The organism is Bacillus sp. RC251 (genome assembly GCF_044908765.1).
Classification (GTDB): Bacteria; Bacillota; Bacilli; order Bacillales; family Bacillaceae_G; genus Bacillus_A; species Bacillus_A wiedmannii.
Genome location: NZ_JBIYDP010000018.1, coordinates 41,199 through 61,557 on the forward strand (window position 1 = coordinate 41,199; position 20,359 = coordinate 61,557).

Annotated in this window: 23 protein-coding genes, 1 rRNA gene and 2 other annotated features; all 24 genes read right to left on the reverse strand. The window is 37.3% G+C overall.

The genetic code is table 11. The features are described from left to right. Positions 1 to 54: 54 nt before the first annotated feature. A complete protein-coding gene (gene rplL / locus ABH961_RS28125) occupies positions 55 to 414 on the reverse strand; it encodes a 50S ribosomal protein L7/L12 (RefSeq protein WP_000159737.1) in 360 nt (119 codons plus the stop codon). Between the two features lie 67 nt (positions 415 to 481). Continuing rightward, positions 482 to 982, reverse strand: a complete 501-nt coding sequence (gene rplJ / locus ABH961_RS28130; protein ID WP_000048721.1) for a 50S ribosomal protein L10 — start codon at positions 980 to 982, stop codon at positions 482 to 484. A 39-nt stretch (positions 983 to 1,021) separates the two neighbouring features. Then, positions 1,022 to 1,166: a sequence feature (ribosomal protein L10 leader region), on the reverse strand. Positions 1,167 to 1,215: 49 nt separating this feature from the next. Continuing rightward, positions 1,216 to 1,908, reverse strand: a complete 693-nt coding sequence (rplA, locus tag ABH961_RS28135; RefSeq protein ID WP_002096939.1) for a 50S ribosomal protein L1 — start codon at positions 1,906 to 1,908, stop codon at positions 1,216 to 1,218. 176 nt (positions 1,909 to 2,084) lie between these two features. Beyond that, a complete protein-coding gene (rplK, locus tag ABH961_RS28140; RefSeq protein WP_001085872.1) occupies positions 2,085 to 2,510 on the reverse strand; it encodes a 50S ribosomal protein L11 in 426 nt (141 codons plus the stop codon). A 167-nt stretch (positions 2,511 to 2,677) separates the two neighbouring features. Further along, on the reverse strand, positions 2,678 to 3,211 hold the full coding sequence (gene nusG, locus ABH961_RS28145) for a transcription termination/antitermination protein NusG (RefSeq protein ID WP_000415794.1): 534 nt from the start codon (positions 3,209 to 3,211) through the stop codon (positions 2,678 to 2,680). Between the two features lie 131 nt (positions 3,212 to 3,342). After that, positions 3,343 to 3,522, reverse strand: coding sequence for a preprotein translocase subunit SecE (secE, locus tag ABH961_RS28150; protein WP_001241321.1), 180 nt, complete (start codon positions 3,520 to 3,522; stop codon positions 3,343 to 3,345). Between the two features lie 32 nt (positions 3,523 to 3,554). After that, positions 3,555 to 3,701, reverse strand: a complete 147-nt coding sequence (gene rpmG / locus ABH961_RS28155; protein ID WP_002070160.1) for a 50S ribosomal protein L33 — start codon at positions 3,699 to 3,701, stop codon at positions 3,555 to 3,557. Between the two features lie 128 nt (positions 3,702 to 3,829). After that, the gene (locus ABH961_RS28160) at positions 3,830 to 4,489 is read right to left on the reverse strand and encodes an RNA polymerase factor sigma-70 (protein ID WP_000387198.1); all 660 of its coding nucleotides are present in this window, start codon (positions 4,487 to 4,489) and stop codon (positions 3,830 to 3,832) included. 67 nt (positions 4,490 to 4,556) lie between these two features. Beyond that, complete coding sequence (locus ABH961_RS28165; protein ID WP_000997888.1) at positions 4,557 to 5,069, reverse strand: NYN domain-containing protein; 513 nt, start codon at positions 5,067 to 5,069, stop codon at positions 4,557 to 4,559. 3 nt (positions 5,070 to 5,072) lie between these two features. Then, a complete protein-coding gene (rlmB, locus tag ABH961_RS28170) occupies positions 5,073 to 5,816 on the reverse strand; it encodes a 23S rRNA (guanosine(2251)-2'-O)-methyltransferase RlmB (protein WP_000093757.1) in 744 nt (247 codons plus the stop codon). Next, the gene (locus ABH961_RS28175) at positions 5,813 to 6,220 is read right to left on the reverse strand and encodes a Mini-ribonuclease 3 (protein ID WP_000564263.1); all 408 of its coding nucleotides are present in this window, start codon (positions 6,218 to 6,220) and stop codon (positions 5,813 to 5,815) included. The genes rlmB and ABH961_RS28175 overlap by 4 nt, the downstream gene beginning before the upstream one ends. Positions 6,221 to 6,222: 2 nt before the next feature. Next, a complete protein-coding gene (gene cysS, locus ABH961_RS28180; protein WP_000152265.1) occupies positions 6,223 to 7,620 on the reverse strand; it encodes a cysteine--tRNA ligase in 1,398 nt (465 codons plus the stop codon). Further along, positions 7,601 to 8,266, reverse strand: coding sequence for a serine O-acetyltransferase (cysE, locus tag ABH961_RS28185; RefSeq protein ID WP_000476500.1), 666 nt, complete (start codon positions 8,264 to 8,266; stop codon positions 7,601 to 7,603). Before cysE ends, cysS begins: the two co-directional genes overlap by 20 nt. Positions 8,267 to 8,403: 137 nt before the next feature. After that, positions 8,404 to 8,650 (reverse strand) — a binding site (T-box leader). A gap of 47 nt (positions 8,651 to 8,697) precedes the next feature. After that, positions 8,698 to 10,155, reverse strand: coding sequence for a glutamate--tRNA ligase (gene gltX / locus ABH961_RS28190; RefSeq protein WP_000415158.1), 1,458 nt, complete (start codon positions 10,153 to 10,155; stop codon positions 8,698 to 8,700). A gap of 89 nt (positions 10,156 to 10,244) precedes the next feature. Next, positions 10,245 to 10,721, reverse strand: coding sequence for a 2-C-methyl-D-erythritol 2,4-cyclodiphosphate synthase (gene ispF, locus ABH961_RS28195; RefSeq protein WP_000488386.1), 477 nt, complete (start codon positions 10,719 to 10,721; stop codon positions 10,245 to 10,247). 115 nt (positions 10,722 to 10,836) lie between these two features. Further along, positions 10,837 to 11,517 (reverse strand): 2-C-methyl-D-erythritol 4-phosphate cytidylyltransferase, encoded by a 681-nt coding sequence (gene ispD / locus ABH961_RS28200; RefSeq protein WP_048543026.1) that lies wholly within the window; start codon positions 11,515 to 11,517, stop codon positions 10,837 to 10,839. Positions 11,518 to 11,533: 16 nt separating this feature from the next. After that, positions 11,534 to 12,637, reverse strand: coding sequence for a PIN/TRAM domain-containing protein (locus ABH961_RS28205; protein ID WP_000919686.1), 1,104 nt, complete (start codon positions 12,635 to 12,637; stop codon positions 11,534 to 11,536). Positions 12,638 to 12,800: 163 nt separating this feature from the next. Next, on the reverse strand, positions 12,801 to 13,874 hold the full coding sequence (gene disA / locus ABH961_RS28210) for a DNA integrity scanning diadenylate cyclase DisA (protein ID WP_000392165.1): 1,074 nt from the start codon (positions 13,872 to 13,874) through the stop codon (positions 12,801 to 12,803). A gap of 3 nt (positions 13,875 to 13,877) precedes the next feature. Beyond that, positions 13,878 to 15,254 carry a DNA repair protein RadA gene (gene radA, locus ABH961_RS28215; RefSeq protein ID WP_048543024.1) on the reverse strand — a complete coding sequence of 459 codons (1,377 nt, stop codon included), beginning with the start codon at positions 15,252 to 15,254 and terminating at the stop codon, positions 13,878 to 13,880. A 96-nt stretch (positions 15,255 to 15,350) separates the two neighbouring features. Beyond that, positions 15,351 to 17,786, reverse strand: a complete 2,436-nt coding sequence (clpC, locus tag ABH961_RS28220) for an ATP-dependent protease ATP-binding subunit ClpC (RefSeq protein WP_000971181.1) — start codon at positions 17,784 to 17,786, stop codon at positions 15,351 to 15,353. A gap of 22 nt (positions 17,787 to 17,808) precedes the next feature. Beyond that, complete coding sequence (gene mcsB / locus ABH961_RS28225) at positions 17,809 to 18,873, reverse strand: protein-arginine kinase McsB (protein WP_048543022.1); 1,065 nt, start codon at positions 18,871 to 18,873, stop codon at positions 17,809 to 17,811. A 4-nt stretch (positions 18,874 to 18,877) separates the two neighbouring features. Beyond that, on the reverse strand, positions 18,878 to 19,426 hold the full coding sequence (mcsA, locus tag ABH961_RS28230) for a protein-arginine kinase activator protein McsA (RefSeq protein WP_000128404.1): 549 nt from the start codon (positions 19,424 to 19,426) through the stop codon (positions 18,878 to 18,880). Positions 19,427 to 19,599: 173 nt separating this feature from the next. Then, positions 19,600 to 20,061 carry a transcriptional regulator CtsR gene (gene ctsR / locus ABH961_RS28235; protein WP_001244556.1) on the reverse strand — a complete coding sequence of 154 codons (462 nt, stop codon included), beginning with the start codon at positions 20,059 to 20,061 and terminating at the stop codon, positions 19,600 to 19,602. A 207-nt stretch (positions 20,062 to 20,268) separates the two neighbouring features. Beyond that, positions 20,269 to 20,359: ribosomal RNA gene (rrf, locus tag ABH961_RS28240) — 5S ribosomal RNA — on the reverse strand; the annotation flags it as partial.

Below are 20,359 nucleotides of genomic sequence, written 5' to 3' on the forward strand. Positions count from 1 at the left end.
GTTAAAAAAAAAGCTCGCATGAGAGCGAGCTTTTTTTAAAGCATCAAAAGTTAATTACTTAACTTCTACAGCAGCGCCAACTTCTTCAAGTTTAGCTTTCATTTCTTCAGCTTCCTCTTTAGAAACGCCTTCTTTGATTGCTTTTGGAGTGTTGTCAACTAATTCTTTAGCTTCTTTTAAGCCAAGACCAGTGATTTCACGTACAGCTTTGATAACTTTGATTTTTTGAGCGCCAGCACTTGCAAGTACTACGTCAAATTCAGTTTTCTCAGCAGCAGCTTCACCAGCGCCACCAGCTACAGCTACAGGAGCAGCAGCAGTTACGCCGAATTCTTCCTCGATAGCTTTTACTAAGTCGTTAAGTTCTAATACAGTCATAGATTTAACTGCTTCAATGATTTGTTCTTTAGTCATTGTAAATATCCTCCCTTAAATAGGTTTGTATTGTTTTATAGATAACAAGTAATTATCTTTTAAAAAATTAAGCGCCTTGCTCTTCCTTTTGTTCTGCAACTGCTTTAGTAGCAAGTGCAAGGTTACGGATTGGAGCTTGAAGAACGCTAAGAAGCATAGAAAGTAAGCCTTCACGTGATGGAAGAGTAGCGATAGCTTTAACCTCATCAAGTGTTACAAGTTTACCTTCGATTACACCAGCTTTAATTTCTAAAGCTTCATGTTTTGTAGCGAAGTCGTTTAATACTTTCGCAGGAGCAACTACATCCTCGTTACTGAACGCGATTGCGTTTGGTCCTGTTAAGAATTCGTTTAACTCAGCCATTTCAGCAGACTCTGCAGCACGACGAGTTAAAGAGTTTTTGTAAACTTTGAACTCAACGCCAGCTTCACGTAAGTTCTTACGTAATTCTGTTACTTCAGAAACTGTTAAACCACGGTAGTCAACAACGATTGTAGATTTACTTTCGCGAAGTTTGTCCGCGATTTCAGTTACAACTTGTTGTTTAGTTTCGATTACTTTGCTCATGTTATTACACCTCCTGTAGATTATATAGAAGATGTACCGAAAGTGCACTAAAAACCTCCATGCCCAACTTGTAGACATGGAGGCATATAGTCACAGAAAAAAAATTCCGTTTCGTATATTAACACCTAGGTAGGAAATTAAGTCTATTGACACCTACTGTCTACGGTACACTAATTAAATTCACAACATAAATGATTATATAAAAACTTCTTTATGAAGTCAACTTCCAAATTTTACGCTAATGTAGAAACGTCTACACGTACGCCAGGTCCCATTGTAGAAGCAACTGTTACGTTCTTCATGTAAGTACCTTTTGCAGCAGCTGGCTTAACTTTTTGTAAAGTGTCAGCAATTGTTCCGAAGTTTTCTACTAATTTAGCATCTTCGAAAGATACTTTACCGATTGGAACGTGGATGTTACCAGCTTTATCAACGCGGTATTCAACTTTACCAGCTTTGATTTCGTTAACAGCTTTAGTTACATCGAAAGTAACTGTTCCAGTTTTAGGGTTTGGCATTAAACCTTTAGGTCCTAATACGCGACCAAGTTTACCAACTTCACCCATCATGTCAGGAGTTGCTACTACTACATCGAAATCGAACCAACCTTGTTGGATTTTACCGATGTAATCAGCATCGCCTACGAAGTCAGCTCCAGCAGCTTCAGCTTCTTTAGCCTTTTCACCTTTAGCGAATACTAATACACGTTGTACTTTACCAGTACCGTGTGGAAGAACAACTGCACCACGGATTTGTTGGTCAGCTTTCTTAGGGTCAACACCTAAACGGAATGCAACTTCTACAGTCGCATCAAATTTAGCTGTGTTTGTTTTCTTTACTAATTCTACTGCTTCTGTTGCAGAGTAAGCAGTTGCACGATCAACAAGCTTTGCAGCTTCTACGTACTTTTTACCTCTTTTAGCCATTTTTATTTCCTCCTCGAATGTGGTTTTAGCGGAATAACCTCCCACGTTTACGCTTATTTTCAGGTATAACCTGAGGATGCGCGCCATCCATTTATTTAAAAACGATAATCATTTACGATAATAAAGGTTGCGAATTGGAATTCCAGACCCGCAACCTTTTTTAAAAACAAATCGAATTAGTCTTCGATAACGATGCCCATACTGCGTGCAGTACCTTCAACCATACGCATTGCAGCTTCTACACTAGCAGCGTTTAGGTCAGGCATTTTAGTTTCAGCGATTTCGCGTACTTTATCACGCTTAACAGTTGCCACTTTATTACGGTTTGGTTCACCAGAACCAGACTCAATACCAGCTACTTTCTTAAGAAGAACAGCAGCAGGAGGAGTTTTAGTAATGAAAGTGAATGAACGGTCCTCAAATACCGTAATTTCAACAGGGATGATAAGACCAGCTTGATCAGCTGTACGAGCGTTAAACTCTTTACAGAAGCCCATGATGTTAACACCTGCTTGTCCTAATGCTGGACCAACTGGTGGAGCTGGGTTAGCTTTACCTGCAGGAATTTGAAGCTTTACCATTTTAATTACCTTTTTAGCCACGAGACACACCTCCTTAAGTCCGTGATGTGGTCAATTGGACAGTGATTTGCCCTCCCACGTCATATTTTATCTGTAAGGATAAAATCTTTCAAAAAACGTCTCCGATAACGAAGACGTACTGACTTAAAAGATATTATCACTTTTTACAATTCATTTCAAGTTTCATTTTATAATTTTTCAATTTGATGGAAGTCAAGCTCAACTGGAGTCTCGCGACCAAACATGTCCACAAGCACGCTAACCTTTTTCTTCTCCACATCAATTTCTTCAATAGCACCTGTATAATCTGCGAATGGCCCCTCATTTACACGCACTGTCTCATGAAGTTCAAAGTCGAAATCAACCACTTCGTTGTCCATTCCCATATGCTTCATAATGGTAACCACTTCTTCTTCTAATAGAGGTGATGGTTTAGATCCAGAACCAGAAGAACCAACGAACCCAGTTACACCTGGCGTGTTACGTACAACATACCAAGAGTCATCAGTCATGATTAACTCTACTAATACATAACCTGGGAACACTTTTCTTTTCATTAATTTTTCTTTACCGTTTTTCATTTCTACTTCTACTTCTTCCGGGACAACAACACGGAAAATTTTATCTTGCATACCCATTGATTCTACACGTTTCTCTAGGTTTGCTTTTACTTTATTTTCATATCCAGAATAAGTATGGACAACATACCAACTTTTTTCCATTCATTTAGGACGAGCGTCCTTCCCTCCCTGACGTACATTTTTTTGCGCAAATGAAAAAACCCGTTCACCGGGCTTTTACACAGTTCTTATAAATAACATTATATCATGGATAAGTGCTTCTTATTCAAGAATTAACCAAGAATTAACCGAATTAAAGAAGAAATGCCCATATCAACCACTGCGAAGAAAATCGCAAAGAAGACAACTGTAGCGATAACAGTCGCTGTTGAACGGAGTAATTCATCTTTTTTAGGCCAACTTACTTTTTTCATTTCGCGACCTACATCGCCGAAAAAGTTCGTTAAACGCATCTACGGGACCTCCAGTGTATTATTTCAATTATTTATTTTGTTTCCTTGTGAACTGTATGCTGATTGCATGTTTTACAAAACTTCTTTATTTCAAGTCGCTCTACTGAGCTCGTATCTTTCATCGTAGAGTAGTTTCGATTTTTACACTCTTCACATGAGAGTACAACTTTTTTTCTCATTAGTTACACCAACCTTGTAACATTATGTCCCTAAAAATGTATCATACAACAAAAGACAATGTCAATGACATGCCTTTTGCACTCTCTCCAAAAAGAAAACAGGTGATTTTTTACACCTGTAGCATTTGTTATGAATTTAAAGTGGTACTCTCTCTCATTTCCATATATCGTTCCAATTTCCGCTTCACCCTCTGTAAAGCGTTATCAATAGATTTCACATGTCTGTTTAACTGTTCCGAAATCTCTTGATAAGAACGACCATCCAGATATAAAGAAAGCACTTTTCTTTCTAAATCGCTTAATAATTCAGATATTTTAGATTCTATGTCTGTATATTCTTCCTGACTTATAATCATTTCTTCAGGATCCGTTACCTTCGCTTCCGAAATAACATCTAATAATGTCCGATCAGATTCCTCATCATAAATCGGCTTATCTAAAGACACATATGAATTTAACGGAATATGTTTTTGCCTTGTTGCTGTTTTAATAGCGGTAATAATTTGCCGAGTGATACACAGTTCAGCAAATGCTTTGAATGAAGACAGCTTGTCCTCTTTATAATCACGAATCGCTTTAAACAATCCAATCATACCTTCTTGAACAATATCTTCTCGATCGGCACCCACTAAGAAATAAGATCTTGATTTCGCGCGAACAAAGTTCTTATATTTGTGAATCAAATATTCTAGAGCGTCAGTATTACCTTTTCGAACTAACTCAACGATTGCCTCATCCTCTAAATCACGAAATGTAACGTCGCCTACACTTACGAAGCCTGCTTCCACCTTGATCCCTCCGACCGCTATTTATTTAGCAATATTATACAGTAAAAAGATAAAGAGCGTCAATGCTTCAACGCTCTCCTCTTCTTAATTTTTCTAATTTTTCTGTAATATCTTTACTAAATATCTTTCGCATGGCGGGTTGCTTTTCTTTTGTGTCTTGTGTACGCCTTCTTACTTGTTGCTCCATCGCTTGTACTTCCAACTCCAATTCACGTGCAGATTTCCGAAGAGCACCTTGCGCAAATATAACCCATTGTTCCGTATAATCAGAAGTCGCAACATATATTTGCGTATTTATATTTCTAAGCTCAATCGCAAGCTGCTCTATCTTTTCATCTGCAGTTTGATTCTTCCTCGTGAATATGACTTCCACACGCGATTGTTTCATCTTTTTTTCAATACCTTGGACTGTATAAGCATCAAAGACTATCATTACCTTTGTACCTGTGTATCCTTGGTAATCCGCCATCTTATCAATCAGTGCATCTCTTGATGATTGCAAATCTACATCCCGTAGTTTCTTCAAGTCTCCCCAAGCTCCGATAATGTTGTAACCGTCAACGATTAAAATATCGTTCATTTTTTATTTACCAATTTCGTGACGCTTACGATATACCTCATACATTAACAAACTTGCGGCTACTGAAGCATTTAAGGATGTAACTTTACCGACCATCGGTAAAGTAATTAAGAAATCACATTTTTCACCAATAATACGACTCATACCTTTTCCTTCACTTCCAATTACTAATCCAATTGGCATTTTACCATCTAAATTACGGTAATCCGTTTTCCCTTTTGCATCTGTACCAGCAATCCAAAGTCCACGTTCTTTTAATTCATCGATTGTACGAGATAAATTCGTTACACGTGCAACAGGAATATATTCAATTGCTCCAGTCGATGCTTTCGCAACTGATGCAGTAAGTCCCACAGCTCTTCTTTTCGGAATAATAATTCCATGAGCTCCTGTTGCATCCGCCGTACGCATAATAGAACCTAGGTTATGCGGGTCTTCGATTTCATCTAAAATTAAGAAGAACGGATCTTCGTTACGCTTCTCTGCCACTTTAAATAGATCTTCTAGCTCAGCGTATTGATATGCAGCCACTTGAGCAATTACACCTTGATGGTTCCCCTCAACTAATTGATCTAACTTCTTCTTTGGTGCATGTTGTAAAATAATCTTATTTTCTTTCGCTAGTGCTAGTACAATTTGTATTTGTCCTTTGGCAGCACCTTCCGCGATCCAAATTTTATTAATATCTCTTCCTGAGCGTAACGCTTCAATTACAGGGTTACGTCCGATAATATATTCACTACTCATGATGATGTGCCCCCTTCCTTTTCTTCTAAAACAGCAATTGCCTTATATACAATTTCGTCTAATCTTTCACGATTATTTAATAAGTGATGATAGCCAATTAACGCTTCAAAGGCTGTACTATATCGATATGTTTGTACATCAGTATTTTTCGGGACAGTACCTGAATTTGCATTACGCCCTCTTCTTAGTACCGCCTCTTCTTCCTCTGTTAAAAATGCTGTCTCTAATAAATGATAAACAACTTTCGCCTGTGCTTTTGCCGAAACAAAGCTTGTCCCTAATCGATGCAATTGATTAGGACGAACTTTCCCTTTTTGAAGTAGGTGATAGCGGATATATTGTTCATATACCGCATCACCCATATATGCTAACGCTAAGCTGTTTAATTGCTTTGCATCAATCATTCTTATCCTCTTTTCCATCTTGTACCTTGAGCGGTATCTTCTAAAATAATATTACGGTCTTTTAAATCATCGCGAATTTGATCCGATAACGCAAAATCACGATTTTTACGAGCTTCAATGCGCTTTTGAATAAGTACCTCAATTTCTTCATCAAGCAACTCTTCTTGCGCTAATTCTAACCCTAAAATATCAAATAATGTTTCAAGTTGTTTTACGTATGCTTCAATTACAACTGTAGACGTATGTTCTTCCAGTAAATATTGATTTGCATGATTTGCTACATTATATAACTCAGTGATTGCATTAGCAGTGTTGAAGTCATCATTCATTGCTTCTTCAAATGCAGTCTGGAATTTTTCCAGTTCCGCTAACCATTTCTCATTATGATCTGTTAAATCAGTACTACTTTCCATACGGTGTTTTAAATTACCGTAAGCCGTTTTAATTCTTTCCAGTCCATTATTTGTGCTTTGTAGTAAATCTTCACTGAAATTAATTGGGTGACGGTAATGTACCGATAGCATAAAGAATCTAATTAGCTGTGGATCATATTGCTTAATGATATCGTGAACTAAAATGAAGTTCCCCAGTGACTTAGACATCTTCTCATTATTAATATTAATATATCCATTGTGCATCCAATAACGTGCAAATGTTTTTCCTGTTAATGCCTCAGACTGCGCAATTTCATTCTCATGATGAGGAAATGCCAAGTCTTGACCACCAGCATGAATATCGATTGTATCTCCTAAGTATTTACGCGCCATTGCCGAGCATTCAATATGCCAGCCTGGACGACCTTTCCCCCAAGGGCTTTCCCAGAAGATTTCTCCTTCTTTCGCAGCTTTCCATAAAGCAAAATCAAGAGGATCTTGTTTCTTTTCTCCTACTTCAATGCGTGCACCGTGACGTAAGTCGGCGATTGGTTGATGCGATAATTTACCGTATCCTTCAAATTCCTTCGTTCTAAAGTACACATCACCTTCTGATTCATATGCATATCCTTTATTCACAAGTTCTTGAATAAATTCAATAATGATATCCATATTTTCCGTTACACGCGGATGAACTGTTGCATGTTTGCAACCTAGTGCCGTTACATCTTCAAAATACGCTTCAACGAAACGGTCAGCAATTGTCGGCACATCTTCACCTAATTCATTTGCTGCTTTAATTAATTTATCATCTACGTCAGTAAAGTTAGATACATACTGCACATCATACCCTTTATATTCTAAATAACGGCGTACCGTATCAAATACCATAGGTGGTCTTGCATTCCCAATGTGAATATAGTTATAAACTGTAGGTCCACACACATACATCTTTACCTTATTTTCTTCTAATGGAGTAAACTCTTCCTTTTGACGCGTTAACGTATTATAAATGTGAATAGTCATTTTTATCCTTCCTTTCTACCTTTACTTCAAGTTGTTTTTTCAATTTATCAAGTTCTACTTCCATGACCTTTAACTTATCAAAAATTGGGTCTGGAAGGTCAGAATGATTTAATTCTTGACCGATCTTTACTCCATTTTGAATAACGACTCGGCCAGGTATACCTACAACTGTAGAATGTGCAGGCACTTCTTTTAATACGACAGACCCTGCTCCAATTTTAGAATTCTCTCCAACTGTAATAGAACCTAGTACTTTAGCACCTGTTGCAATTAATACATTATCCTGAATTGTAGGGTGCCTCTTCCCCTTTTCTTTACCCGTACCACCTAATGTAACACCTTGATAGATCGTTACATTATCACCAATCTCGCACGTTTCTCCAATTACAACCCCCATTCCATGGTCTATGAAAAAACGACGACCAATTGTTGCTCCTGGATGAATCTCAATACCAGTAAAAAAACGACTAACTTGTGAGATCCAACGTGCAATAAAGAAGAAATTCTTTTTATAAAAAGCATGTGCAATTCGATGGGCCCAAACTGCATGTAATCCAGAGTAAGTCAAAATGACTTCAAAATAACTTCTTGCCGCTGGATCCTGTTCAAAAACGACTTCAATATCTTCCCGAAGCCTCTTAAACATCGACGCTCCCTCCCCTTTATGGGCTGCTTTTTCGAGTGAACTAACTCCCTACTTATCCCCCTAAATTTTTATACACGGGGATAAAACTTATACTCATATCCACTTTTACGGTATAAAAAAGACGCCTCTGTCATATTGACAGAGACGCCTTATAAGCGCGGTTCCACTCTGTTTAGGCTAAAGAAAGCCTCAAACTCATCTATGATAACGGTTTACACCGCTTCTGCTTACTTTACGCCCTAAGACGTTTCACAAAACAATTCGCTGTTCAGCAGAAGACTCGAAGGGGCATTTCAAAAATCCGCTTATAAACCACTTCCAGCCTAAAGGTGGTTCTCTCTGTAAAAAGCCTGATTTTCTACTTCTCCTTCTCGTCGCTTTTCCTTATTAGGTTTTAAGTATACTTATTATATTTCTAAATCTAGAAAATGTTAACCAATTACTTTTTGAAGACGATTTAAAACTTTTTCTTTTCCAAGAAGTGCAATAGCATTAGGAAGCTCTGGGCCATGTGTTTGACCAGTAGTTGCAACACGGATTGGCATAAATAAGTTTTTACCTTTATGACCTGTTTCCTTTTGCACTGCTTTAATAGCCGCCTTAATTGCTGCTGGTTCCATCGCTTCTAGTGCTTCTACTTGACCCGCAAATGCACGAAGTACTTCTGGTACTTGTTCACCTTTTAATACTTCTTGTCCTTCTTCTTCATAATCAACATGATCTTTGAAGAACATTTCAGAAAGCTCTACAATTTCAGCTCCAAAACTCATTTGTTCATGATATAACGCAATTACATCACGAATCCAAGCTTGTTCTTGTTCACTTAAAGTTTCACCTATACGTCCAGCTTTCACTAGATGCGGTAAACTTAACTCTACCACCATATCTAAGTCTTGCTTTTTCATATATTGGTTGTTCATCCATTTTAGTTTTTGAGAATCAAATAATGCAGGCGATTTTGATAAACGAGCTGCATCGAACATTTTGATAAACTCATCTTGAGAGAAGATTTCCTCTTCTCCTACTGGCGACCAACCTAATAGTGCAATAAAGTTAAAGATTGCTTCTGGAAGATATCCAAGCTCTTTATATTGCTCAATAAATTGAATAATAGATTCATCACGCTTACTTAACTTTTTACGGCTTTCGTTTACAATTAAAGTCATATGACCAAATTGCGGAATATCCCAACCGAAAGCTTCGTAAATCATCATTTGTTTTGGCGTATTTGAAATATGATCATCACCACGAAGTACATGTGTAATCTCCATTAAGTGATCATCTACTGCTACCGCAAAGTTATAAGTTGGAATTCCATCTTTTTTCACGATAACGAAATCACCGAAATCATTTGAATGGAATGCAACTTCATCTTTTACGATATCTTTAAACGTGTAGTCGCGATCAACCGGTACACGGAAACGAATACTCGGAATGCGGCCTTCAGCCTCAAATCCCTTCATTTGCTCCTCAGTTAAATCACGGTGGTTTCCAGCATAACGCGGTGTTTCACCACGAGAGATTTGACCTTCACGCTCTGCTTCTAGCTCTTCTTCTGTCATATAACATTTGTAAGCTAAACCGCGCTCTAATAAATCTTCATATAATTTTTTATAAATATCTAAACGCTCTGTTTGACGATATGGTCCAAATTCACCACCAACATCAACACCTTCATCCCAGTCCATACCGAGCCATTTCAAGTATTTTAATTGGCTTTCTTCTCCACCAGCAACATTACGTTTCACATCAGTATCTTCAATACGAATAATAAACTTACCATCTTGATGACGAGCAAATAAATAATTAAATAATGCCGTACGCGCATTTCCGATATGTAAGTGTCCTGTTGGACTTGGCGCATAGCGCACTCTCACTTGCTTTTCCATAATTGGTACACCTTCCATTCTTAATGTCAACACATTCTATAATTGTACACCAAAAAAATGTGATTATCCATCTTACGAATTAAAAACCATTATTTTTTCTGTAATAAAACAACTGCTTGAGAAGCAATTCCTTCTTCTCTACCTGTAAATCCTAATTTTTCTGTTGTTGTTGCTTTTACATTGATATTGTCAATAGACGTTTCTAATAGTTCACTAATACGTTTACGCATACTTTCAATATGTGGTGCCATCTTTGGCTTTTGAGCAATAATTGTACAATCTAGATTCCCTAACTCGTAACCTTGCTCACGTACAAATTCCCAAACTTTTTGCAGCAATACAGCTGAATCAGCATCTTTAAAAGCAGGATCTGTATCAGGGAAATGCTTTCCAATATCCCCAGCTGCAATTGCACCTAAACATGCATCCGCAATCGTATGTAACAATACGTCTGCATCTGAATGACCAATTAATCCTTTCTCATGAGGAATTGTAATTCCACCAATAATTAACGGTCTACCTTCCGCAAACTCATGCACATCAAAACCTTGTCCAATTCGAAACATTTTTTACATCCTCCTCAAGCTAAACTACAGAGCTTTATGATTCTATATTATATTGCTATCCTTATAAAGAAAAGCCCGGCTGTTGCCGAGCTTTTTTTCGCTATAATCATCAATGTCATTTCTTTTGAACATGAAGGAAACTTTCAGCAATTAATAAATCCTCTGGAGTCGTCACTTTAATATTATAGTAACTCCCCTCTACTACACCTACTTGCTTCCCGATACGTTCTACGAGGCTTGCATCATCTGTACCAAGGAAACAACCCTGTTTTGCACTTCTATGAGCTTCTAACAAAAGAGAAACAGCGAACCCTTGTGGTGTTTGTACAGCTTTAAGCTGAGATCTTTCTACCGTTTCGACAACGATACCCTGCTCTACTTTCTTAACTGTATCTTTCACTGGTACCGCACAAATGGACGCTCCATATTTTTCCGCTGCAGTTAATACATCTTGAATCACTTTTTTCGTTACAAATGGACGCGCGCCGTCATGTACAAGAACATACTCAACATCACTAGTATGCTGAATGGCGTTATATACACTATCTTGTCTTTCGGCTCCGCCCTGAATAAATTGTACTGGCTTTTCAATTGGATACTTCTGCATTAATTCTTCAAAATACGGACGTTCTTCTTCGTTAATGGCCATAATAATACTTTTGCATGCTTTATCTTTTTCAAAAGCACGTAACGTATGCACAATAATTGGTACTTCATTAATAAGTAAAAACAACTTGTTTTTACCAGCACCCATCCGCTTACCTTGACCAGCTGCTGGAATAATTAATGTATACATATTAATAATCCTCTACTTATAATGCTTTTTCTAATAATTTACGTTTGGCGAAAATCATACGCCCAGCCGATGTTTGTAACACACTAGTAACGAGCACATTGAGTTGTGAACCTACATATTCTCTACCATCTTCTACTACAATCATCGTGCCATCATCTAAATATGCAACACCTTGATTTTGTTCTTTTCCATCTTTGACAACATAAACACTCAGTTCTTCACCTGGGAGTACAACAGGTTTAATTGCATTAGCTAAATCGTTAATATTTAACACCGTTACCCCTTGTAATTCCGAAACTTTGTTTAAGTTGAAATCATTCGTTACTACCGTTCCACCAGTGATTTTCGCCAACTTTACAAGTTTGCTATCCACTTCTTGAATATCATCGAAATCGCCTTCATAAATTTCTACCGGAATTGGCATCTCTTTTTGAATACGATTTAAAATATCTAATCCTCTGCGACCACGATTACGCTTTAAAGCATCAGAAGAATCGGCAATGTGCTGAAGTTCTTCTAACACGAATTGTGGGATCACAATTGTTCCTTCTAAAAACTTTGTTTGGCAAATATCAGCAATACGCCCATCAATAATTACACTCGTATCGAGAATTTTCCAATGAGTTGTAGATTCTTCTACCTCAGTTTCTTCATTCTCACTATTATTATTTTTCTTCTTCCCACGTTGTGGTAATGTAAATAATCCTAGTAATTCATTCCTCTTTTTAAACCCTACTTGGAATCCTAAATATCCAAGTAAAAGAGTAAAGAACACTTGCAACACTGTACTAATAACTGGAATTGTAAATTCACGAATTGGTATTAAAATTAAATATGCAACAATAAGACCAGAGATTAATCCTAATGTACCAAATAAAACATCCGCTACAGGCGCCTTTACAAGAGCCTCTTCAATATGCTTAATAAGTTGAACAATATAATCTACAAGCCAAAATGTTGTTAAAAATAAAATAATTGCACCAATAATTGCACGAACATACGATCCTTCCAATAATGGAACAGCACCGATGTCTAATACATTAATAACTTTTGGGATTAAGTAAATCCCTAACGCTCCGCCAATTACTAGAAAGAAGAGCTGTACAATCCGTTTTAACATCGAACCACCTCCTACTCATTATTAACCATTGTTTCGCTAATCAAAACGCCGAATGCAAAAGCGGACGTGTTTTTTTTTTATAAATAGTTTTATTTACCAATATACCATATCATATACCAAAAATGTTCTAGTGTCGTTATATTATGGAATCAATGTAATATTCTTAATTGTGTCTACTCATATAGAGATGCTCTTGGATTCTTTTTAGGCCTTCTCGTATTTTCTTCGCCCTGACTTCTCCAATTCCTTCCACATCATCCAATTCATTAATAGTTGCTCGACAAACACCTTGCAAAGTCTTAAATCGATTAATTAAATTTTCAATGATAAGTGGCGGAACGCGCGAAATTTTGCTCGTGATTCGGTATCCTCTCGGCGTCACACTTTCTTCTAAACTCATTTGTCCTGGATAGCCAAGCAATTTAACTAAATCGCTATCCTCTAGAAGTTGTGTATTCGCAAGATCTTGTAACTTTTTCAAAATTTGATGATGGTCTTGTGTTTTTTCTTGATAATAATCTTTAATTAATAACGCTGCCTCTGCCTCTAAATCAGCTAGTAGTTCTGTAAGTTGTAAACGAATTAACCTACCTTCCGTTCCTAGCTCATGAATATAGCTCAATATTTCATTTTTAATCCGCAGTACCATTTCAACACTATGTAACACATGAACCACCTCGGACATTGTAACGACTTCTTCAAATTCTAGAATGCCCAAATTCGTAATACCATCATTCCATACAGCCTTATATTTTTCTAACGTTTGAATAGCTTGGTTTGCCTTTGTTAAAATAACACCTATATCCTTTAGTGTATAACGTAAATTCCCTTGATATAGTGTAATTACGTTACGTCTTTGTGAAATAGCCACAACAAGACTACCTGTCTGCTTTGCTACACGCTCTGCCGTCCGGTGGCGCATACCTGTTTCAATAGAATCAATAGATGCCTCTGGAACTAACTGTGCATTTGCAATTAAAATTTTACTTCCAGTTTCATTTAAAATAAGTGCCCCATCCATTTTTGCTAATTCGTATAAACTAGCAGGAGAGAATGCACAATTAATGTGAAATCCCCCATCAACAATACTTTTAATTTGTTCATTATACCCAAGAACAATTAGTCCCCCTGTTTGTGCGCGAAGCACGTTATCTATCCCTTCGCGCAGTGGTGTTCCTGGGGCCACGAGCTGTAAAATATTAATCATGCTTTTGACACGTTGCTTGTTTTCTTCCATAGCCTAGCCTCCTAATGTCAAACGAAGCGCTTCCCCTAAATTAGATACACCTACTACCTCAATCCCATCCGGAATTGTCCATCCCCCCAAATTTTTTCTAGGAATAATAGCACGTTGAAATCCTAATTTAGCTGCTTCTTGTACACGTTGTTCAATTCTTGATACTCTTCTTATTTCTCCAGTTAATCCTACTTCTCCTATTACTGCATCAGTTGGTGGCGTAGATTTATCTCTAAAACTTGAAGCAATACTTAAAGCCACAGCTAAATCAATTGCTGGTTCATCTAATTTCAAACCACCTGCTACTTTTAAATATGCGTCTTGGTTTTGCAATAATAAACCTGTTCTTTTTTCTAGCACTGCCATAATAAGCGATACACGGTTATGATCAATTCCCGTCGCCATTCTTCGAGGGTTTCCAAAACTAGTAGGGGAGATTAATGCTTGTATTTCTACTAAAACCGGTCTTGTTCCTTCCATTGAGGCAACTACTGTTGATCCTGCGACTCCAACGGGTCTTTCCTCAAGAAAAATTTCAGAAGGGTTTAAGACTTCCGCAAGACCAAGCTCTTTCATTTCAAAAATACCCATTTCATTCGTGGAACCAAAACGATTCTTCACAGCTCGCAAGATACGATATGTATGATGACGATCTCCTTCAAAGTAAAGAACTGCATCGACCATATGTTCTAACATACGAGGTCCTGCAATTGCCCCCTCTTTTGTTACATGTCCGACGATAAAAATAGGAATTCCTTTCGTTTTTGCAAGTTTCATTAATTCCGCTGTACATTCACGTACTTGCGCTACACTTCCTGGGGCTGACGTCACTTCAGGTAAATGTATCGTTTGAATAGAGTCAATAACAACAAAAGCTGGATTCATCTCTTCAATGTGCGCTGCAATTCGCTGTAGATCAGTTTCTGCTACAACAAATAGATTACTACCCTTTACATGCAAACGATCTGCACGAAGTTTAATCTGCTTTGCTGACTCCTCACCTGATATGTATAGTACATCATATGAAGAATCTGCTAATTGCGATGAAATTTGTAATAACAATGTTGATTTCCCGATCCCAGGGTCTCCACCAATAAGTACTAAGGATCCATCTACAATCCCACCACCAAGTACACGGTTAAACTCTTGGAATTTCGTTTCAATACGTGCCTCAGATTTTGTTTCTACTTCTGTTAGGCGTCTTGGTTTTGTTACTTCCGATTGAATTGCATTGGCATAATTAAGCCGTCTTGATGATACAACCGGTTCCATCTCTTCAACAAGCGTATTCCATTGACCACAACCAGGGCATTTCCCCATATATTTTGGTGACTGATAACCACACTCTTGACATGTGAATTTTGTTTTCTTTTTAGCCATATCGTTTTATATTTCACTTCACTTTCATCTATAAACAGTTTATCCTTCTCGTACAAGAAAGAGGGCTATCTCGTAGCCCTCTTAGTTTGTCTATACTTATTTTACCTTTTCAGCGCTATGAATGACAAATGATTCCCCTTCAACATCAAAGATAACTTTTTGTCCTTTCTCAATAGCACCTTTTAAAAGTTCTTCCGATAGTCTATCTTCTACATGTTTCTGAATTGCTCTACGAAGCGGACGAGCACCATATTCTCGGTCAAACCCTTTATCAGCAATGGCTGAAATCGCTCCTTCTGTTAAATGCAATTCAATCTCTTGCTCTTTTAAGCGCTTCACTAACTGATTCACCATAAGTGTTACAATCTCTTGAATATGTTTTTTCTCAAGCATATGGAACACGATAATTTCATCAATACGGTTTAAGAACTCTGGACGAAATGCCTTTTTCAGTTCATCCATTACTTTACCTTTCATATCTGAATAATCGCGGCTCTCATCTTGCACGTTAAATCCAAGATGTTTATTACGTTTTAACGCATCTGCACCAACGTTAGATGTCATAATAACAATTGTATTACGGAAATCAACTGTACGCCCTTTAGAATCCGTTAAGCGACCATCTTCTAATACTTGTAGTAAAATGTTAAACACATCAGGATGAGCTTTCTCTACTTCATCTAATAGGACAACTGAATATGGCTTACGGCGAACCTTTTCTGTTAATTGTCCACCTTCTTCATATCCAACATATCCTGGAGGAGATCCAACTAAACGAGAAGTCGAATGCTTCTCCATGTACTCAGACATATCGATGCGAATCATTGCATCCTCATCACCGAACATAGATTCTGCTAATGCTCTTGCTAGTTCTGTTTTACCTACACCTGTTGGTCCTAAGAAAATAAATGAACCAATCGGACGTTTCGGATCTTTCAATCCTGCTCTAGCACGACGAACAGCTTTCGCTACAGCTACTACCGCTTCATCTTGACCAATAACACGGTTGTGAAGAATGGATTCTAAGTTTAATAATTTATCAGTCTCTGTTTGTGCAAGTTTAGAAACCGGTATACGAGTCCACGTAGAAACGACATTTGCAATATCTTCTACTGTCACTTCTGAGTTTTCTTTTCCTTGTTGCTCTTTCCATTGACGCTTCGTATCTTCTAACTTTTCACGTAAGCGTTGTTCCATATCACGTAAGGAAGCAGCTTTTTCAAATTCTTGACTTTGCACAGCTGCATCTTTTTCTTTTCTAATTTCCTCAAGTTTTACTTCAAGCTCTTTTAGATTTGGTGGTGTTGTATAAGAGCGTAAGCGAACCTTTGAAGCAGCTTCATCAATTAAATCAATTGCTTTATCTGGTAAGAAACGATCTGTAATATAGCGGTCTGAAAGCTTTACAGCTGCATCAATTGCATCATCTGTAATAGATACACGGTGATGCGCTTCGTAACGATCACGTAAACCTTTCAAGATTTGAGTTGATTCGTCTAAACTTGGCTCATCAACGTGAATTGGTTGGAAACGTCTTTCTAAAGCCGCGTCTTTTTCAATATATTTACGATATTCATCTAAGGTTGTCGCCCCGATACATTGTAACTCTCCGCGTGCTAAAGATGGTTTTAAAATGTTCGATGCATCAATTGCACCTTCTGCTCCACCTGCACCAATTAATGTATGAAGTTCATCAATAAATAGAATAATGTTTCCAGCTTGACGGATTTCATCCATAACTTTCTTTAAACGATCTTCAAATTCACCACGATATTTCGTTCCAGCTACAACTGTACCCATATCTAGTGTCATAACACGCTTATCTCTTAATGTTTCAGGAACTTCATTATTTACAATTTGTTGTGCTAATCCTTCTGCAATTGCCGTTTTACCTACACCAGGTTCTCCAATTAATACAGGATTGTTTTTTGTTCTACGACTTAAAACTTCAATTACACGTTGAATTTCTTTACCACGACCGATAACAGGATCTAGACGGTTTTCACGTGCAACAACTGTTAAATCACGTGCTAAGCTATCCAGTGTTGGTGTATTTGCATTCGTTGAAGAACCACCTTGGTGACCTGAACTTGCTTCATTACTTCCAAGAAGTTGCAATACTTGTTGTCTTGCCTTATTTAGGCTAACGCCTAAGTTATTTAAAACACGTGCTGCTACACCTTCACCTTCACGGATTAAACCAAGTAAGATATGTTCTGTTCCAACGTAAGAATGACCTAATTTACGAGCTTCATCCATAGACAACTCAATAACCTTTTTAGCACGCGGTGTATAATGTACAGTTTGAGAAGCTTCTGTTCCGCGTCCAATTAACGCTTCTACCTCTTTTTGAACCTTCTCTGGACTTAACCCAAGAGCAATTAACGCTTTTGCTGCAATTCCTTCCCCTTCGCGTACAAGCCCAAGTAAAATGTGTTCTGTTCCAATATTATTATGCCCAATACGAATTGCTTCCTCTTGAGATAAAGCTAATACTTTCTGTGCTCTTTCTGTAAATCTTCCAAACATCATAGAAATCGCCTCCTACTTGCGCTTAGTTTTTTTCAATACGTAATCGCTCACGGATTAAGGTTGCTCTTCGATAATCTCTTTCTTCTGGTCCTAAAGGTCCGCCTGCATATTGTTGTAAAATGCCTGGTTGTGTAAGAACCATTAGCTCAGTCAAAATATTTCTCGATACACCTTTTATATATCCTAAATCAATACCAAGTCGTACATCTGATAAGCAAGTGGCCGCTTCTGCAGATTGAATTAACCGACTGTTTGCTAGTATGCCATAAGAGCGATAAACCTTATCTTCAAGCTCAATACTTGAATTTTGTACAATTAATTCTCTAGCCATTTTTTCTTGCTGTATGATTTGTTGAATGACACTTTTTAAATCTGCAATAATATCTTCTTCAGATTTTCCTAGCGTCATTTGATTTGACACTTGAAATATATTACCTAACGCTTCGCTACCTTCACCGTATATTCCTCTTACTACTAACCCTAATTTTTGAATTACTTGTATAATGCGGCTAATTCTTTTCGTTAAAACGAGTCCCGGTAAGTGAATCATTACGGAAGCCCTCAATCCTGTACCAACGTTAGTAGGGCAGCTCGTTATATATCCAAGTGATTCATCAAAAGCATATTCAACCTCTTCCTCTATCCAATTATCTATTAGATTGGCACTTTGAATGGCCTCTGATAACTGTAACCCTGAAAATAAGCACTGTATCCTAATGTGGTCTTCTTCATTAAGCATAACACTAATATGTTCGCTTTCTGATAATAGACATGCTCCATATTCTGTTCCTGCAAGGTTAGGACTAATTAAATGCTTTTCAACTAATACTCTCCTTTGAAGAGGCGTTAATTCATTCATTTTTAATAGTTCAAAATCTCCAAAAGGTTCTACCGTTTTATTTATAAATTCCTTTTTAAATAATTCATGAATCTGTCTAGCTTCTCCTTCGTTTTGCATAGTAGAGAATTGATATTTTTTAAAATTACGAGCCAAACGAATTCGACTACTTAAAACAATATCAGAATCAGGGCCATCCCCCTTCATCCATGGACTAATCGCTTCATTCATAATTTTGTCCAGTGACATAGAACTATTCCCCCTCTCTATGCTCACTAAGCTGATTTTCAAGACCTCGAATATTATCCCTTACTTCAGCAGCTTTCTCAAACTCCTCTTTCTGTACGTATTGTTTCAGAATGAGTTTTAGTTCATCTAATTCTTTCTTTAAGTGAAGATTTCCTTCTATACGTTCCGGAATTTTTCCACAATGATCTGTATGTCCACCGTGCAGACGTTTTAATAATGGCTTTAAATGTTCCTTAAATGTATCGTAACAAGAAGCACATCCAAACCGTCCCACCTTTGTAAATTGCTCATATGTCATCTTACAATCTGGACACCTTAATATACTTGTATTCGAAAGCCCGTTTTGTCCTTCTTCAAACATTGTTGATTCACCGTGTAATAACCCAGCAAATAAATCATGGAATGAAAAGTTAGACTGCGGTGATTGAAAGAAAGACGTATAGCCACTTTGTTCTGCACATTGCTCACAAAGATGAACTTCCGTCTTCTTTTCGTTGATTACTTTTGTATAATGTAAAGTTGCTGGTCTTATATTACAGTTTTGACAAGTCATCACTATCCCCACCTTTACAATAGGAACGATCTATCTGATAGTACTTTTCATACATTACTAGATTGTTCACTTTCCTTTACTTGTTTAAATAAAAGTGCGTGTTCTTTTTTCAAAACCTCTACAATATTTAACTGCCTTATCTCTTAGTTATTATTCTTTTACAAAAGCTATATTTATTTATATTTCAGTGTTCTTAACATTGCGCATAATATTCGAGCCCTAAGTTCATCTCGAGAAGGAACATCCATTGATAATACAGAACGATCTAGTACACTTAACATAAGTTTAGCTTCACGATTTGTTATGATTCCCTCTTCTATTAAACGTATAATCATACTCTCTGCATTCCCTTGCGCAACGCTATGATCAATCATATGAAGCATTTGATCAATCATGTCTATATCGTCATGCAGTTTGACTTTTATAATGCGAATGTAACCTCCTCCACCACGTTTACTTTCTACTACAAATCCTCTTTCTATCGTAAAACGGGTATTGATTACATAATTGATTTGAGATGGTACGCACTCGAATCGATCCGCAATCTCATTTCTTTTGATTTCAATCACATTATTATTACTTAAGTCAATAACTTGCTTTAGATATTGCTCAATGATATCAGATATATTTCTCATTTATCCGCCACCTTTATTGACTTTGACTATCTTTGACTTTAATTATATACGTATTAATAAAATTTGCAACTCTTTTGCTTATTCACTATCCTAGCCACATTCCCCTGTATTTAATCAAAATAATAATTATTTAAACACATTTTTTAATTACTATGGATTATAAAAGAAAACACGAAAAAACACGAGTCATTTGACTCGTGTTTAGTTGCTTGGCGACGTCCTACTCTCACAGGGACAAGGTCCCAACTACCATCGGCGCTAGAGAGCTTAACTTCCGTGTTCGGTATGGGAACGGGTG